We start from the raw sequence: 17,056 nt of genomic DNA, 5'->3' as shown, positions 1-17,056 counted from the left end.
CGCTTTGCGAATGAGGCCGCGGTACGTCGATTCTTGTGGTTCTGGTCTTGAGTGTGGTCCGCTCGCTCCGCGAGCGGTCGCGATGTGGTGCAGGCCGGATAACGTACAGCCGATCTGAGACCCGGAACACCGCTCGCGGAGCGAGCGGAGCGAGCGGACCACACTCAAGACCAGAGCCATGCCAACAAACACCAACCACGAATCTCCGGCAGCGAACCGAACTCGATAGCCCGAGCGGGCCAGAGGCCCGCGCTCCAGAAAGAGACCCATGCGCTACGGCTACTGGATGCCCGTTTTCGGCGGGTGGCTGCGGAACGTCGACGACGAGAACATGTCCGCGACGTGGGAGTACACCAAGAAGCTGGCCCAGCGGTCCGAGCAGATCGGCTTCGATCTGTCGCTGGTCGCCGAACTGAACCTGAACGACATCAAGGGTGAGGACGCGCCTTCCCTGGACGCGTGGAGCACCGCGGCGGCGCTCACGGCGGTCACGTCGAAGCTGGAACTGATGGTCGCGGTGCGGCCCACGTTCCACAACCCGGCACTGCTGGCGAAGCAGGCCGCCAACATCGACCACATCGGCGGCGGCGGGCGGCTGTCGCTCAACGTGGTGTCGAGCTGGTGGCGGGACGAGGCGAACAAGTACGCGGTGCAGTTCGAGCAGCACGACGACCGCTACGCCCGCACCGCGGAGTGGCTCGACGTGCTCGACGGCGTGTGGAAGCGGGACCACTTCAGCTTCGAGGGGAAGTTCTACAAGGTGCAGGACAACGTCCTCCAGCCGAAGCCGCTCACGAAACCGCGGCCCGTCATCTACGCGGGCGGCGAATCGGAGGCCGCGAAGAACCTGATCGCCAAGACGTGCGACGCCTACGTGATGCACGGCGACCCGCCCGAGAAGATCGCGGAGCGCATCACCGACATGCGCCGGCGGCGCGAGGGCTTCGGGCTGCCGCCGATGACCTACGGCGTGGCAGGATACAGCATCGTCCGCAACACCGACGCCGAAGCGAAGGCGGAACTGGCCCGCATCACAGACGTGAAGCAGAGCGCTGCCGGGTACCACAACTACCAGCAGTGGCTCGCGGGCACGCAACTGGAGCAGCGGGTGTCGCTGGAAGACTACTCCGTCTCGAACCGCGGGTTGCGGAGCGGGTTGGTCGGCACCCCGCAGCAGGTGCTCGACCGCGTGAAGGCGTTCGAGGCCGTCGGAGTAAACCTACTACTGTTGCAGTGCAGCCCGCAATTGGAGGAGATGGAACGCTTCGGCGAAGAGGTGATTCGTAAAGGCAATTGAAGCGTAAGGCCCGATGACTGAAGCCGAATGGCCCATAACATCCGATCATCTCGCGCTCGCCGCGCTCTACATGAGCGCGCCGGCGGAGGTAAGCGAGCGCAAGGCCCGGCTGTTCGCCAGCGCGTGTCTGCGCGCCGGCATCGGTACCGGGTGGGGCGGGACGAACGAGGAACTTGCGGAACTGGATCTGGTCGAGCGGTACGCCGACCGGCTCATGACGCGCGAGGAACTCGCACAATGGTACAGCCAGGGCAAGTTCGGGGTCCTCGCGCGGCAGCACGGAGACCCGTGGGACATACTGCTGCTGCTCCTTGACCCTCGCACGGGCGGCAAACTCATTTTCCAGCGGGCGTGCGGCAACGCCTCCGAATTCTGGCAACAGCACGTTTTCCCGATGGAGTTGCTGCGCGACATTTTCGGCAACCCGTTCCGTCCCGTGAGTTTCGATCCCGCTTGGCGCTCGTCGGATGTGCAACTTCTCGCTGAGGGCATCTACACGGACCGCGCTTGGGACAGGCTGCCAATTCTCGCGGACGCGCTTCAGGAAGCGGGATGCGATTCCGCCGACCTCCTCAACCACCTGCGCGATCCCGCCGCGACCCACGTGCGCGGGTGCTGGGCGCTGGACCTCGTTCTGGGCAAGGAGTGAGGCCCGATGACCGAAGCCGAATGGCTGGCGTGCGCCGATCCGGCCGCGATGTACAAATTCCTCGGTGGCCGCGCCAGCCATCGCAAGTGGCGGCTGTTCGCGTGCGCCTGCTGCCGGCGGCACTGGCATTGGGCCGCCGACACGCCCGCGGCGCAAGCCGTTGAGGTTGCGGAACGGTTCGCTGACGGGCGCGCGACCGCCAAGAAGCTACGGGCCGTGCAGAAAGAGACCCAGGACGCCGCACGTCAATTTTACGACGAGTACCGGCAAACGCAGGGCGTCGCGCCGTACATCGCCCACATGCACGCCAGCGCCTGTGCCGATGCCGCGGCTGCGGGGCACGACACACGGGCTTCGTCCGCGTCGTATGCGATCAGCGGAGCCAATTACGCCGCTCAGACCTACGCCTACGAGATTACCAATACGGCCGGGGGCGTCAGCGACCTCTGGCAGGCGCACAAGGACGCCGAAGCCGCCGCGCACGCCGGCGTCCTGCGCGATGTCGTCGGGAACCCGTTCCGCCCGGTCGGGTTCGATCCCGCCTGGCGCACCACCGACGTGCGGCTCCTGGCCGAACGCATCTACAACGACCGCGCGTTCGACCAGCTCCCCATTCTCGCTGACGCGCTCCAGGACGCCGGGTGCGGGGCCGAACGCCTGCTGGAGCACCTGCGCGACCCCGCGCTGCTCCCGTGGGAGCGGTCGGACGCGGCCGGGCCGCCCCCGGTGGAACACGCCCGGGGGTGCTGGGCGCTCGACCTCGTGCTGGGTTTTGCCTGACGCAAAGCGGCATGGCACCGGTTGCGCGGCGTAGGTAGAATCGTCACCAGGGTTACAGTTTCGCCGTCTTCAGGAGGTGCGCCGTGGTGGCAAACAGGGTCCGGCGGGTGGTGCTACTGGCCGCCGCCGTTGGGTTCGCGGTCCTGGCCGGCGGGCAGGTCCGTGCGGCCGATGACAACAAAGAGCTGCGCGAGGAACTCCTCAAACTCAACTCCATCACCGATAAGGACGCGCAGCGGGACAAGCTCCGCGCGCTCGCGAAGGACAAGGATAAGGCGAAAAAGCTCGTCACCGAAGCCGGCAAAATGCTCAAGGAGGCGAAGGGCAAGGACAACCCGTTCAACTTCAACGGCGGGCTGATCGTCGCCCGGCTCGCCCACTTCAACAAGCAGTACGACGTCGCCGAGCCGTTCTACGAGGCGCTCGTCGAGAACGCCACGAAGATCAAGAGCGGCAGCAAGATGGTGGACGCCTACGAGGGCCTCATCGACCTGTACTGGGAGACGAAGAAGTACGCCCTGGTGTCCGAGACGTGCCAGAAGTTCGTGGACGACATGGGGCCGGAGGAGTACGAGCGGGCGAAGCCGTTCATTCTGGAGCGGCTGGTTCAGTCGATGGCGAAGGAAGGGAAGTTCGACGAAGCGCTGAGCCTCGTTGACAACCTCATCCGGGTGAGCGCCCAGGCCGACTGGTACTTCCTCCAGACCAAGGGCTGGGTGCTGCGCGAGCAGGGCAAGCTGCCGGCGGCGATCGAGGCATACAACTCGGCGCTCGAAAAGCTCGACACCACCGACGCCCTCAAGGGTGAGGGCAAGGACCAGATGAAGGACCGCGTCCGGTACATCCTCACCGGGCTGTACGTCGACAATAAGGACGTGGACAAGGCCGCCAAGCACCTGCAAACGCTCATCAAGCGGAACCCGGACAACCCGACGTACAAGAACGACCTCGGGTTCATCTGGTGCGACGCGAACATGAACCTCGAAGAGTCCGAGAAGCTGATCAAAGAGGCCATCGAACTCGACACGAAGGAGCGGGAGAAGCTCAAGAAGGAAGGCAAGCTCGACGAGGTGAAGCCGAACGCCGCGTACCTCGACAGCCTGGGTTGGGTGCTGTTCAAGCAGAAGAAGTACAAGGAGGCGCTCGAGCCGCTGAAGCAGGCCGCGGCCGACGACGAGGACGGCAGCCACCTCGAAATCTGGGACCACCTCGCCGACTGTCACATGGCGCTGGGCGAGAAGAAGGAAGCCATCGCCGCGTGGGAGAAGGCGCTGAAGTTCGAGGACCTGACCAAGCGGGACGGCGAGCGCCGCCGCAAGGTGAGCGAGAAGCTGAAGAAGGCCCGCGAGTAGTTGGTTGTTACGGCGCGAGTGGCCTTGGCCGCTCGCGCCGGAGCGCGGGCCTCTGGCCCGCTGGTGTGCGCTGGGAATGAGCCCCGGGTTCCGCGGAGCCGAACCGAACCGCCGACGTCAAGCGGGCCAGAGGCCCGCGCTCCGGCGCCGGACATAACACCAGAGCCTCAACCGGGTCTCGTGTTCGACTCGCCTTGCGGAACGCTCCATGCTCGCCGGCTGGACACGGATCGCCCTGGGCGGGCACGCCGTTGACGTGTTCGACCCGCCCGGCGCAGCGCCGCAAGCGGTGCTCTACCTGCACTCACTTCGTGAAGAGTCGCCGGCAACTGACTCCACTTTCACAACGGAACTGAAGCGGCACCGGTTACGGTGTGCGGCCCCGGCCGGCGGGTGGTGCTGGTGGGCCGATCGCATCTGCTCGGAGTTCGACACCGAAATCACTCCTGAATGCTTCCTTTTGGAATCGCTGGTGCCGTGGATGGAGTCCGCGTGGGGGCTCGGGCCGCGTACCCTCGCGCTCGCCGGGGTGGAGATGGGCGGGCAGGGGGCGGTGCGACTCGCGTTCAAACACCCCGACCGGTTCCCGGTCGCGGTGAGCGTTTCAGGGGCGTTCGACTGCCAGGACTGGTACGGCGCGGGCACGCCGCTCGATGAGATGTACGAGAGCCGCGAGCGGTGCCGGCTCGACACCGCGCTTCTGCACCTCGACGCCCGGGACTGGCCGGCGCACCTGTGGTTCTGTTGCGCGCCGGACGACGCGGCGTGCTACCGCGGTAACGACCGGCTCCGCGAAAAGCTCGCCGCGATGGGTGTTCCGCACACCGCCGATCTCGACACGCGCGCCGCAGCCGGAACGTCGTACACGGAATTCATGACGCCCAAGGCGCTGGCGTTCGTTGCGGATGCGCTCGGGCGAGTGGCGAAGCGGCTGATGTAGGTCGGGCGAGGCGCGTTTGTGATCCGTCGGTCGGCGCCACAAAAGCAACCGCCAAAACAGGGGTCATCAGCCGAACGATGATTCCTAGAACACCGTGCCGGAGCCGCTGCGCGGGAATTCGTTCGGGTTGGGCGGGAATGCCGACGGCTTCGGGGCCGCGGGGCGCCCGCCGAGCATGGCGGACCGCGGCGCCTTCAGGCCGGGCATCGGCCCCGGGGTCGGGCGGAGCTGGTCCGGGTTCGCGCCGTTCGCCCACAGCAGCACCCGGCGGGCGACTTCGGCGGCGACCTTGCTGTTCGCCGGCGGTCGCTCGCCCCCGGGGAGCCCGAGTTCTAACCCCAGCACGTTTTGCAGCACCGCCGCAACCGACAGCGCCATCTCGCGGTTCGGCTGACGCGCCAGCCCGCGGAGCACGTCCACGCCGTCCGAGTCGTGCGGGTTGATGCGCAACATCTCTTCCGCCGCGAACAGCCGCATCGGCCCCGGTTGGTCCAGGTTGGTGAGCTTGTCGAGCAGGTCCACCGACAGCAAGTTGTGATCGCGCAACAGCGCTGCGAGTTCCACCCGGAGGGCGGGCGGGGCGTCGGGGCTGAGCATCATCGCGGCGAGCTGGCTGCCCAGTTCGGGCCGCTCTCCGTCGGTCAGGTCGCGGTGGTGCTGCTCGATCAGCGTTTGGATCGCGCGGGGGGCGAGCGGGGCGTGCTCCTCGGCCCAGGTTGTGAGGTCGGCGAGCGCCGCGGCCGGCAGCCGCCCGGTGGCGAACAGGGGGCCGTCGTCCGCGAGCCGCGGGTCGGCGAGCGCCTCACGCACGCCCTCGCGGGCGAACGCCCATTTGGCGTCGGCGTTCCACAGCAGGGCTTCCGCGGCGGCCGCCCGCGCCTCGGCCGCGGGGTCCCGTAACATACAGGCCAGCCCGCCGATGAGGTCGGCGGACCCGACCGCGGCCAGCGCGTACGCCGCCGCGACCCGGACGGCCGGTTCGCCGCTCTCGCGGGCCGTTTTCATGACCAACTCAGCTTCCCCCGGGCGCCACACGGGGCGATACTCTAATGCCCCCAGGGCGGAGCACTGCACCTCCGGCCGCGGGTCCGAGAGCAGCGCGAGGACCGGCCGGATCTCGTCCAGAGCGGCTCCCCGAAGGGCGACGACCTCGGGTAACAGCCGGCAGTCGGTGAACTGGAGCGGCCAGTCGGTGCGGGACACGAGCTTGGCGCACCACTTGTTCGCGCGGCGCAGCGGTTCGGCCCCGGTCCGCGTCAGGTCGTGAACCGCTGCGAGGCCCACCGCCGTAATGAGCAGGGCGCTTTGTCCGATGTGAACGGCCCAATCGGGAGAGCCGCGGGTCGGCAGCCACAGCCACGCGAGGGCGATCAGGTAAAGGATGATGAGCGACGCGCTTACCGGCGGGCGCCACACCGGGTGGGCGCGCAAGAGCGTGAGCGCGAAGAGGACCTGAACACCCGCGCCGACGTAGAGCGCGATCAGGTCCGTGCGGTAGCCGAAACCGGCGAGCAGGGCGGCCGGGAGTGCGAGCAATGCGAGGCTGACGACCCGGCCGAGGAGCCCGAGATCGTGGCGCGGCGCCGGTGCGGACCAAGCCATGATGCGCGATCCCACCTGAGCGGTGTCGGGTAACCGGTGCCGCCCGCCGAGGGACGCGGCACCCAAACTGAACGGGGCTTCTGTTCTGAAGAACTACCGTACCTTATCTCGCGATTCAGCCCGGGGCAAACGCGCGGAACACGCGAGCGGTCGTAAAGTCGAAAGTCCTAACAGCGAAAGCTAGCACGGCCGGGGCGGGTTCAGTAGTTTCAAGTTCGCGCGGCCCTGATGAGACCGGCCGAGATCAGAACGCGACGCGGCACATCAGGCCGGCGGGCGCGCCGGCACAAACTGCCGCGCCGTGTTATACGCGGCCTCGCGACTTCCTGACCGTTGGTCCCCAACTTCCGAGCGGAGCAGGCCCATGTTCGCCGTCTTCGAGTGCGTGGCGCTGGCGGTCAAGGAGCACGGGGTGCAGGGACTGGCCGAGCTGGTTCCCGGCGGGCAGTACGTGGCCAAGGTCGCCCAGCAGGCGTACGCGCTGTACTGCGAGCGGAAGAAGGCCGAGGCGTTCCGGGAGGAGATCGCGAAGGCCGCCGCCAGCAGCGCCGACGAGGCCAAGAAGGTCGCCGAACAGGTCGCGCGGCAGGTGGTGAACGAGGGCTCGATCGAGGACCGGCTCACCCTCGAACTGTACCTGACCCAACTGCCGGGGGCGGTGCGGCAGTCGCTGAAGCGCGCCGACGACCCGACCGGGAAGACGGTCCCGCCGGACTTCGCGATCGGGGAGCCCGAGGACCTGGCGAAGCTCCTCCCGATGCGGGTGCCGCACTTCCGGCCCGGGGCGGACCTCCCCGGGCGCCCGGGGTGGAAGCTCGAAGAGCTGCTCGGCGCCGGCGGGTTCGGCGAGGTGTGGCTGGCGCGGCACGGCTTCCTCCCGCAGCCGCGGGCGGTGAAGTTCTGTACCGATGCGAAGGTGCGCGCGAAACTCACCTCGCACGAGGGCCGGGTGATCGCCCGCGTGATGGAGCAGGGGCCGCACCCGAACGTCGTCCCGCTCCTCGATGCGGTACTTGATGGCGAGGCCCCGTGGCTGATGTACGAGTACGTGGGCGGCGGGAGCCTGATCGACCTCATCCACCGGTGGCAGGCGCTCCCGGAGGCGGAACGCGAAGCGGCGACGGCGCTCGCGATCGGGCAACTGGCCGGGGCGGTGGGCGCGTTCCACCGGCTCAGCCCCGCGATCGTTCACCGGGACCTGAAGCCGGCCAACATCCTATTTCACGTCGATGGGCGGTCGAACGGCTCTGCGGCCGACGTGCGCCTTCGGATCACCGATTTCGGCATCGGCGGGGTGGCGGTCGATTACCTGCGAACGAACCCGGCCGGGCTGTCGATGATGACCGGCTGGCTCGAAACGTCGCTGCGCGGGTCGTACACGCCGCTGTACGCCAGCCCCCAGCAGGCCCGCGGCGCGAAACCGGACCCGCGCGACGACGTTCACGCGCTCGGGGTGATCGCGTTCCAAATGCTGACGGGCAAACTCGCCGAGGCGCCCGGGACGCGGTTCGAGCGCGAACTCAAACGCCGCACCGTGTCCGATGAACTGATCGAGATCGTGGGCGACTGCGTGGACACCGAGCCGACCGGGCGGCCGAAGGACGCGGCCGAGCTGGCGGAGCGGTTGGGCAAGTTGCGCGGCGGGAAGAGCCCGGTCTCCGAACCGGCCCGGGCGGGTAGCCGGACCGCTCCGGCCCCTGTTCCGGCGGCGAAGGATGAGAAGGTGCCCGCGGAACCGAAACGGGCGGGCGGCTCGCCGGCAGTGAAGCCTGCGGTGCCGTCCCCACCCCCGCGCGAGGGGCGAGGGGCGGCGCTCCCGGCCCCGTCGGGGCTTGAAGGCGGCTCGGCGCCGGTGTCGATCGTCGCGCAGGCGGTGCCGGCCGAACCCGAGAAGTGGCTGATCCCGCTGCGCGGGCACTGGTTCTCCCGAGCTACCAACGGACTGGACGCGCGCTGGACGCCGAGTGGCGCAAAACTACCCGGTGAGGTGGTCGCGAAGCCCGGGGAAGCGTACCGCCTCGCCCTCAATCCCGACACCACCGGCGACGCCGAACTGGTCAAACTTAAGGCGCTTGCCGGTTTGCCGGGGCTCGAAGCCATCGACCTGTCGGGCTGCGTTCGCGTCACCGACGCCGGGCTGATGCACCTCGCGAGCCTGCGCGGGCTGAAGGCCGTAGGGCTCGCCGACACCCAGGTCACCGATTCGGGCGTAACACTGTTGCTGACACGGTTTCCGGAGCTGGAAGCCGTCGGGCTGGCGAACGCCGCTTACGTTTCGCCGACCGTGATCCCGTACCTCGCGAGAATGCGGAAGCTGAAGCTGCTCGCGCTGCCCCCGCGGGCCGACACCATCGACGTGCGGGTCGAGTTTCAGAAGCGCCGGCCCGCGTGCCAATTAGTGTAAACTGTTCGGAACTCACTTCCTGATATGGAGGTTAGTCCGATGACCAGGACGCCGCTCGACGGCGAAGCGATCTTCACCATCACCGATTTCCTCACGCCGGAGGAATGCGCCCAGTTCATTGCCCAGAGCGAGGCCCTTGGGTTCGGCGACGCGCCGCTCGCCGGCGGCGAGGTGATCAAGTCGTTCCGCGACAACGACCGCGCAACGCTCGACGACCCGACCCTCGCGGCGCGCCTCTTCGAGCGCGCGAGGGCGTTCCTGCCATCAGTTATTGAGGGGCACGAGCTGGTCGATTTCAACGAGCGGTGGCGCTTCTACCGGTACGGCCCCGGGCAGACGTTCAAGCCGCACCACGACGGGGCCTACCACCGGTTCCGGCAGCTCCAGGCGAGCGAGCTGACGTTCCTGATCTACCTGAACGACGACTTCACCGGCGGGGGAACGAACTTCTTCCACGACCTCCTGACGCACTTTCAGTTTGGTGCGGGGCCGTGGCTGCGTGTGAAGCCGGTGCGCGGCACTGCGCTGGTGTTCCGGCACCGGCTGCTCCACGAGGGGGCGGTCGTGGAGAGCGGGCGAAAGTACGTGCTGCGCACCGACGTGATGTACGGGCGCCCCCGGGGCGTGAATGCGGCGGGGCGGTCTGGGTAACGTCCGGTTGTACGGATTCGCTTGTCCGTGCGGTTCGTTTCAACTCGGGCAGACTGCGCGGTCGATACCATCGTGCCTAACGTGCCGGTGTTCCGGTTTCTGCACGGGTGCGACATGCACGGATCAGCACGCTGCCTGCCCTACATCGCCGGGTTCGCTCTCCTCGCCCTCATTACGACACCGGGCTGCTCGCGATTTCATTATCGCGAGCGGGCCGACAAGGATGTCGCGGGGGTGATCTCTCAAAAGAACATCTTCCCCGACTGGCAGGTGAAGAAAGATTGGCACGTGTACCCGGACCCGCGGGCGCGGTTCGCGGACAACTCCAATCCGGACCGCCCGCCGTACCCGCCGGACGACTTCGCGGCCCGCGTCCTGTCCCCTCATCCGCAGCGCCCCACGAAGAAGTCCGGGGTCGGACGGGTGGACGGGGACGGGTACGTGGCGATGCTCGAACAGTGGGACGCGGAGAACCGCGCCGGCGAACCGCCACCACCTGCACGCGGGGTCGCGGAGCAGAGCCCGGCTTCGGCTCCGACGGTGAAGAAGGACGGGGGGACAACCTCTCAGTGGCCGACCACGCCAGGGGCAGGGGCCGCGGAACGCACCACGGCGCAACATTCCCTCCCGCGTGGGGAAACGGCCGGAGCGAAGCCGGCCCCCGACCGCCCCGCCGTGCGCCACAGCTTGCCGCCCGGCTTCCCCGGTGCGAGCCCGGTCGAGCCGTCCGCGGCGGTCGCGAAACAACCGGCGACCGCGTCGGGCACTGCGAAGGTCGAGCCGACCGCTCCCGCCAAGTCGGGCGAGTTCGGCCCGTGGACGGCGGCGAACCGCACGACACCCACGCCGAGTACGGAGCCGGGGCGCGCCAAGCTGGCGCCGCCGACCGTGGTCGTCGTTTCGGGCAAGGACGAGCCGAGCGGTGTTGCGGTCCCGGCCGTCGGTCGCGCGCCCGTCGTGGTGCCGGAGTCGGTTCCGCCGCCCGACGTTGCCCCGGCGCAGCCGCTCCCGCTCCCCGTTCCGGAGACGAAACCACCCGAAACGAAGCTGCCCGACCCGAAGCCGTCTGAGACGAAGCCGTCGGGCGGGAACCCGCTCGGGGCGATGTCCGACCTGTACCCGCCGGCGCTCGCCACCGGCGACCCCGCGTCGGACTACCTCAAAGCGCTCGAGTCGGCACAATCCGGGTACCGCATCAAGCTCGATCAGGCCGTCGAGCTTGGGCTGTTCAACGCCCGCGAGTACCAGGACCGGCGCGAAGACCTGTACCTGAGTGCGCTGCCGGTCACGCTAGAGCGGTTCAATTTCGCGGCGCAGGCGTTTTTCACCGAGCAAGTGGTCCGCCGGTCCACCGGGCGCGAGCTGGGGGGCGGCGAGCGCTGGAACATGGGCACCACGGCGGGCTTCAACAAACTGTTCCCGACCGGGGCGCTGCTCGCCGTCCAACTCGCTAACCAGGTGGTCATCGACCTGTCCGGCGACCGGCCGCAGACCAGCATCAGCAACCTGACACTGAGCCTGGCGCAGCCGTTCCTCCGCGGCGGCGGGTTCGCCGTCACGCTCGAAGGGCTGACGCAAGCGGAGCGCACGCTGCTGTACGCGATGCGCTCGTACGCGCGGTTCCGGAAGATCTTCTACGTGGCGATCGCGGGCGGCGGGGGGTACACGAACAACCCGTACGGGCTCCAGGGGCTGTCGCAGAACCTGGGGCGCGGCATCGGCGGCAACCTGACCGCCCCAAGCACCGGGTTCATGCCGCTGCTGTACCAGTCGGCGGTCATCAGCAACCAGCGCAAGAACGTGACCGCGCTGGAGCGGCTGTTGCGCCTGTACCAGGCGTTCCGCGAGGGCGGGCAGCAGTCCGACCTCCAGGTGGGGCAGGTGGAAGTGCAGTTGCTCAGCAGCCGCGGCCAGCTCCTCGGGCAGGTCGGGGGCGTGGCGGCGGGCGGCGGGGGGGGCGGCGGGAGCGGTATCCGCGGGTACCTCGACGCGCTCGACAACTACAAGCTCCAGCTCGGGCTGCCGGTGACCGTCGCGCTGGACCTCGACGACACGCCGCTGCGGCCGATCCGGCAGCAGCTCGGTCGGTTCGAGGAGGTGTACGCGCAGGTGCAGCAGGTGGAACTGGAGGCCGCGAAGTACGACCCGGCGGTGCCGGTGGCGCAGTTCCGCGCCCGGTGGCGCGCCCTGCTCACGGAGTCGCCGCTGGCGAAGGGCACCGCGTTCGCGAAGAGCATCGGGGAGCGGTTCGACTCGTGGGCGCCGGCCAAACTGAACGACGACCAGGCCGCCACCCGACTGGCCCGGCTTCGGGAGGAGCGGCGGAAGCTGCTCGACGCCCGCGCCGCGCGGCTCGCGAAGGGCCAGCCGGAGCCGCCCGCCGACACCCGCCGCGTCGCGCTGCTGGAGGACGAGATCGACCTGGGCGAGTTCGACCGGCTGGTGCGGGTGTACGAGTCGCAGCCGTGGAGCAAGTTCACCGGCCCGGCCCGGGTGGCGGCCCAGGCCGGCGCGTTCCGGGACGTGTTCAGCGCGTTCTACCTGCTCATCCTGGAGGCCCGCAACGACCGGCTGGTGCTGGTCCGGAACCAGTGGCCCGAGCTGCCGCCGCTGCCCATCGGGGCGGGTCAGGAGGGGAGCACCGACGCGCTGGCGGCCCCGCTGGACGAGGCGTACACGGCCGCGATCCGGGCGGCCCTGTCGAACCGGCTCGACCTGATGAACGCCCGGGCGCAGGTGGTGGACTCGTGGCGCCAGATCGCAATTCAGGCAAATTCGTTGCAGGGGGTCTTCGACGTCCGGTATGATTTAACAAGCAGCACCCCGGCCGGTCGGAACAATGGTCTCGCGTTTTCCGCCGACCGGAGCGACCACCGACTGACTTTTAACGCGCAACTGCCTCTAATTCGCCGCGCGGAGCGTAATAATTACCGTGCCGCACTGGTCTCCTACCAGCGCTCGCGCCGCACGCTGATGGCGTTCGAGGACAACATCACCAACGACGTGCGCAGCGACCTCCGGGATTTGCGAACCTTCGCTCAGTTGTACCGCATCCAACAGCGGGTCGTGGAACTCGGGTACTCGCAGGTGGACAACGCCCAGGCGATCCTGCTCGCGCCGCCGGCGCCCGGGGCCGGGAACGACGCGGGCAGCGCCGCCGCCCTCACCCAACAGGTGCTCGACGCCCAGAGCCGGTTGGTGGCCGGGCAGAACTCGCTGTACCAGATTTGGGTCGCCTACCAGACCGGCCGGATGCAGCTGTACCTCGACCTCGAACAGATGACCCTCGACGACCGCGGGGTGTGGATCGATGAGTTCTTCAACCGAGCCGACAGTTCCCGTCGTTCACCCGAGCCCGCCGGCGACCGGCCCCGGCAGCCCGTCGGTGAACAGCTTCCTGCCCCCCGGCCATTCGGACGGTAAGCCGCGGCAGCTTCCGTCCCGGGCCAAGGGGCGGAAGCTGTTGCTGCCGCTGGCACTGGGCGGGACGCTGGCGCTGGCGGCCGCCGCGGTCGGCGGGTGGTACGCCTTCCGCCCGGCCCCCGTCCGCAACGACGTGCTGCTGCACACCGTCCGGCGCGAGCCGCTGGTGGTCACGGTCGCGGAGAAGGGGACCCTCGAGTCGGCCGACAACCGCGACATCGTGTGTAAAGTGCGGGCCGGCTCCAAGGGGTTCGCCAGTACCATCAACTGGGTCATCGACGACGGCTCCCGCGTCAAGCCCGGCCAGCTCCTCATGATCCTCGACGACTCCGCCCTGAAGGACCAGGAGGAGGAGCAGCAGATCAAGGTTGACACGGCCTCGGCCAACAAGATCAAGGCCGAGAACGATTACGACATCGTGGTCAAACAGAACGAGATCGCCGTCGAGACCGCGAAGAACGCGCTGGCGCTGGCCGAGATCGATCTGGAGAAGTTCACCGGCCTGAACTACGACCCGACCCTCGGGGCGCTCGCGGTGGTCGGCGGCGGGATGGCGTCGCTGTCCGAGACCGGCTCGTTCCGCCAACTGGTGGACGATCAGACCGGGCAGGTGAAACTGGCCGAGAGCAACCTGGAGCAGTACCGAGAGCGGGCCGCGTGGTCCGACCGGATGGTGAAGCTCTCGTACATGAGCGCCGCCCAGGCCCAGGCCGAGCGGTCGAAGATGGAGAGCGCCGTCGAGGACTTGCGGAGCAAGCGGGCCAAGCTCTCCCAGATGCTCAGCTACGACCGCAAACAGCAACTCACGGACTTCCGGAGCAAGCGGACGAGCGCGCTGCTGGCCTACGAGCAGGCGGTGCTGCAAGCGGACGCGAACCTCGCCAAGGCACTGGCCGAGAAGAAACGGGCCACGTCCGAGTTCATCCAGCAGGACGAGAAACAGCGCGAGATCTCGCTCCAGCGCGCCGAGTGCAAGATCACGGCCCCGAGCGACATCGAGCCGGACTCGATGGTGGTGTATTTCCGGTCCGAGTCCAACCGGTTCGGCAGCAGCAGCAGCCAGGGGCTCATCGAGCAGGGGGCGCAGGTCAAGGAGGGGCAGAAGCTGCTCCGCATCCCGAACTTGCACCGGATGCAAGTGAACACCAAAGTCCACGAGGCGATGGTGGCCCGCATCCGCGGCGACGTGCGGGTGCCGACCCACCTCGTGGACGGGTTCCAGGCGGTGATGCTGCTGAACACCGACCCGTTCGGTCGTCTCGTGGGTCAGCGGGGCGAGTTGATGGACCGGGTGCGTGAGAAGTTCCGCAACCAGGAGTACAAGAAGCTGGCCGACGGGCAGAAGGCCACGGTGCGCGTCGACGCCCTACCGGACCGCCAGTTCGAGGGCCACGTGCGCACGGTGTCCGCGGTCGCCAGCCAGGCCGACTCGTGGATCTCGGACGTGAAACTGTACCAGACGCTGGTCATGATCGACTACGAGGTGTTCCCGGACGGGACCAAGAAGCGGATCGAGAGCGAGCAGCTCAAGCCGGACATGACCGCGGAGGTGACGATCACCGTGGACACCGCAAGGGAGGCCGTTTTGACGGTTCCGGTGCAGGCGATCATCGGCGGCACCGAGATGGGCGTGAAGCGCGAGGTGTACGTCAAGTCTCCGACCGGGGGATACGACCGCAAGCAGGTGGAACTAGGGCTCTACAACGAGAAGTTCGTGGAGATCAAGACCGGCCTGTCCGAGGGCGACGACGTGGTGATGAACCCGAAGGTGCTGCTGGCCCCGGACGACAAGACCCGCACCCGCGACGCCGCGCCCGGCGGTGGTGGCAAGGGTGAGGGCAAGGGCGGCGGGTTCGGTGACAGCCCGAAGGGCGACGGATCCGGCGCACCGGGCGGCGGTAAGAAAGGTGGCGGCAAAAAGGGTGGCGCGGGCGGCCCGCCGCCGGGCGCCGGAGGCCCCCAGCAAGGGTGATCGATGCGCGGCGCGAGCCCGCCGGTGCGACACGACTCAGGGTGCGAATTGCACCTGCGTGGTGTCACCGGCGGGCTCGCGTTGCGCCGGCGGGCTCACGCGGCCCGCGAAACGCTGTCGCTCCGGCGGGCTCACGCCGTGCCGCTCAGGAACCCACGACCCGCCCTTCGAGATTCCTTATGCCTGCCATCGTTCGCATCGTCGATCTGGTCAAGAACTACTATATGGGGACCCAGACCCTCAACGTGCTCAAGGGGTTGAACCTCGCGTTCGACGAGGGCGACTTCGTCGCCCTCATGGGGCCGTCCGGGTCGGGCAAGTCCACGCTGCTGAACGTGCTCGGGTGCCTGGACCGGCTGAGCAGCGGGCACTACTACCTCGGCGACGTGGACGTGTCCGAGATGGACGACGACCAGCTCTCCGAGGTGCGGAGCACCTACCTCGGGTTCATTTTTCAGTCGTACAACCTGCTCCCGCAGTATACGGTGGTCGAGAACATCGAGCTGCCGCTCCTGTACCAGGGCATCAAACTCGACGAGCGGACGAAGGCGCGGTGCGTGGCCCTCGCCGAACTGGTCGGGCTCGGAGACCGTCTGGACCACAAGCCGCTCCAGTTGTCCGGCGGTCAGCAGCAGCGCGTGGCGGTGGCGCGGAGCCTCGTGAACGACCCGCACCTGATTCTGGGCGACGAGCCGACCGGGAACCTCGACACGAAGACCAGCATCGAGATCATGCAGATGCTGCGGGAGCTGAACCGGGCGGGCAAAACGATCATCATGGTGACGCACGAGAACGACATCGCCGAGTGGGCGCGCCGGGTGGTGCGGCTGCGCGACGGGCGGGTCGAATCCGACGTGCGGAACGACACCCGCACCATCGTCGAGATGGACCGCTGAGCGCGTCGAGCGCCGCAGGGCCGTACTCCTTACTTCGAGCCGATGAGGCGGCCCGCGAATGAGCTTACCCTATGACGCTACAACCAAGGAACTGATCGAAACGGACCCGGCGGGTTGGGTCGCGTTCCTTGGCGGGGCCGTCCGGGCGTCCGCGGTGGGGCTGATCGACGCAGATCTCTCCACGGTCACCACGGCCGCGGACAAGGTGATCCGGGTGGACGAGCCGTTCCGGTGGCTGCTGCACCTGGACATTCAGACCGGACCGAGCGCGGACCTCGAGCGCCGGGTGTTCCGCTACAACGCGCTGCTGACCGCCCGACATGGGGTGCCGGTGGCGTCCGCAGTGGTGCTCCTCCGGCGGCGTGGCAATATGGCGTGGCTGAGCGGGCACATGCCGGTTGCCCCGCCGGTCGGGCCGAGTTGGGAGTTCCGGTATCAGGTGGTGCGGGTGTGGGAGCGGCCGGCGTCGGAGTTCCTAACCGGGCCGCTCGGGTTGCTCCCGCTCGCCCCGCTGGCCGGAGTCAGCGAGGGTGATCTGCCGTCTGTGGTGCGTGGCATGAAGGCCCGAATCGACGAGCAGGTGGACCCTCCGCTGGCCGCCAAACTGTGGGGCGCGAGTTACGTGCTGATGGGGCTCGCGTTCGAGCAGCCGCTGATCGATGCCGTGTGCGCAGGGGTGATGCAAATGGAAGAATCCGTGACGTACCAGGCGATTCTCCGGCGCGGGCTGCAAGACGGCTTACAGCAGGGGCTTCAGCAGGGGCTTCAGCAGGGGCTTCAGCAGGGGCTTCAGCAGGGGCTTCAGCAGGGGCTTCAGCAGGGGCTTCAGCAGGGGCTTCAGCAGGGGCTTCAGCAGGGCTCGTTGAATGAAGTACGCAAGTTGATACTCCGCCAGGGGGGGAAAAAGTTCGGTTCGCCGACGGCGACGCAAGAGGCCGCTCTTAACTCGCTGTCGGACCTCGCACGGCTGGACGCGCTGGCCGAAAAACTGCTCGACGTGAGTACCTGGGACGAACTCCTCGCCGGGGCGTGAGCCCGAGGCGGGCGCCTTTAACGCTGCCGCTCGCCCGGTTCGGACCCGTCGCCCGTT

General features: G+C 68.2%; 12 protein-coding genes. 11 read left to right on the top strand and 1 reads right to left on the bottom strand.

Going from position 1 to position 17,056, the window contains the following annotated elements; translation table 11 throughout:
- Nucleotides 1-268 precede the first annotated feature (268 nt).
- From R5W23_RS07565 to R5W23_RS07545, 5 genes are all read left to right on the top strand, one after another.
- Nucleotides 269-1,297 carry an LLM class flavin-dependent oxidoreductase gene (locus R5W23_RS07565; protein WP_320685811.1) on the top strand — a complete coding sequence of 343 codons (1,029 nt, stop codon included), beginning with the start codon at nucleotides 269-271 and terminating at the stop codon, nucleotides 1,295-1,297.
- Between the two features lie 13 nt (nucleotides 1,298-1,310).
- Entirely contained in the window at nucleotides 1,311-1,946 is a 636-nt protein-coding gene (locus R5W23_RS07560) for a hypothetical protein (protein ID WP_320685810.1), read from the top strand.
- A gap of 6 nt (nucleotides 1,947-1,952) precedes the next feature.
- On the top strand, nucleotides 1,953-2,726 hold the full coding sequence (locus R5W23_RS07555) for a hypothetical protein (protein ID WP_320685809.1): 774 nt from the start codon (nucleotides 1,953-1,955) through the stop codon (nucleotides 2,724-2,726).
- Nucleotides 2,727-2,812: 86 nt separating this feature from the next.
- Nucleotides 2,813-4,078, top strand: a complete 1,266-nt coding sequence (locus tag R5W23_RS07550) for a tetratricopeptide repeat protein (protein ID WP_261185746.1) — start codon at nucleotides 2,813-2,815, stop codon at nucleotides 4,076-4,078.
- Nucleotides 4,079-4,286: 208 nt separating this feature from the next.
- Complete coding sequence (locus tag R5W23_RS07545; RefSeq protein ID WP_320685808.1) at nucleotides 4,287-5,018, top strand: alpha/beta hydrolase-fold protein; 732 nt, start codon at nucleotides 4,287-4,289, stop codon at nucleotides 5,016-5,018.
- An 84-nt stretch (nucleotides 5,019-5,102) separates the two neighbouring features.
- On the opposite strand, the gene R5W23_RS07540 is transcribed toward R5W23_RS07545, so the two are convergent.
- Nucleotides 5,103-6,620 (bottom strand): HEAT repeat domain-containing protein, encoded by a 1,518-nt coding sequence (locus R5W23_RS07540; protein ID WP_320685807.1) that lies wholly within the window; start codon nucleotides 6,618-6,620, stop codon nucleotides 5,103-5,105.
- A 364-nt stretch (nucleotides 6,621-6,984) separates the two neighbouring features.
- Between R5W23_RS07540 and R5W23_RS07535 the strand changes: the two genes are divergently transcribed.
- The 6 genes from R5W23_RS07535 (at nucleotide 6,985) to R5W23_RS07510 (ending at nucleotide 16,999) form a co-directional block, all read left to right on the top strand.
- Nucleotides 6,985-9,024, top strand: coding sequence for a serine/threonine protein kinase (locus R5W23_RS07535; RefSeq protein ID WP_320685806.1), 2,040 nt, complete (start codon nucleotides 6,985-6,987; stop codon nucleotides 9,022-9,024).
- A 39-nt stretch (nucleotides 9,025-9,063) separates the two neighbouring features.
- Complete coding sequence (locus R5W23_RS07530; protein ID WP_320685805.1) at nucleotides 9,064-9,675, top strand: prolyl hydroxylase family protein; 612 nt, start codon at nucleotides 9,064-9,066, stop codon at nucleotides 9,673-9,675.
- Between the two features lie 114 nt (nucleotides 9,676-9,789).
- Nucleotides 9,790-13,098 (top strand): TolC family protein, encoded by a 3,309-nt coding sequence (locus R5W23_RS07525; RefSeq protein WP_320685804.1) that lies wholly within the window; start codon nucleotides 9,790-9,792, stop codon nucleotides 13,096-13,098.
- Nucleotides 12,986-15,070, top strand: a complete 2,085-nt coding sequence (locus R5W23_RS07520; protein WP_320685803.1) for a hypothetical protein — start codon at nucleotides 12,986-12,988, stop codon at nucleotides 15,068-15,070. Before R5W23_RS07525 ends, R5W23_RS07520 begins: the two co-directional genes overlap by 113 nt.
- A 179-nt stretch (nucleotides 15,071-15,249) precedes the next feature.
- On the top strand, nucleotides 15,250-15,966 hold the full coding sequence (locus R5W23_RS07515; RefSeq protein WP_010034564.1) for an ABC transporter ATP-binding protein: 717 nt from the start codon (nucleotides 15,250-15,252) through the stop codon (nucleotides 15,964-15,966).
- Nucleotides 15,967-16,024: 58 nt separating this feature from the next.
- Entirely contained in the window at nucleotides 16,025-16,999 is a 975-nt protein-coding gene (locus R5W23_RS07510; RefSeq protein WP_320685802.1) for a DUF4351 domain-containing protein, read from the top strand.
- Nucleotides 17,000-17,056 lie beyond the last annotated feature (57 nt).

This window comes from Gemmata algarum, from assembly GCF_034097035.1.
Lineage (GTDB): Bacteria > Planctomycetota > Planctomycetia > Gemmatales > Gemmataceae > Gemmata > Gemmata algarum.
Note: the sequence above shows the minus strand (reverse complement) of the source record. Positions and strands in the feature narration are given on the sequence as shown.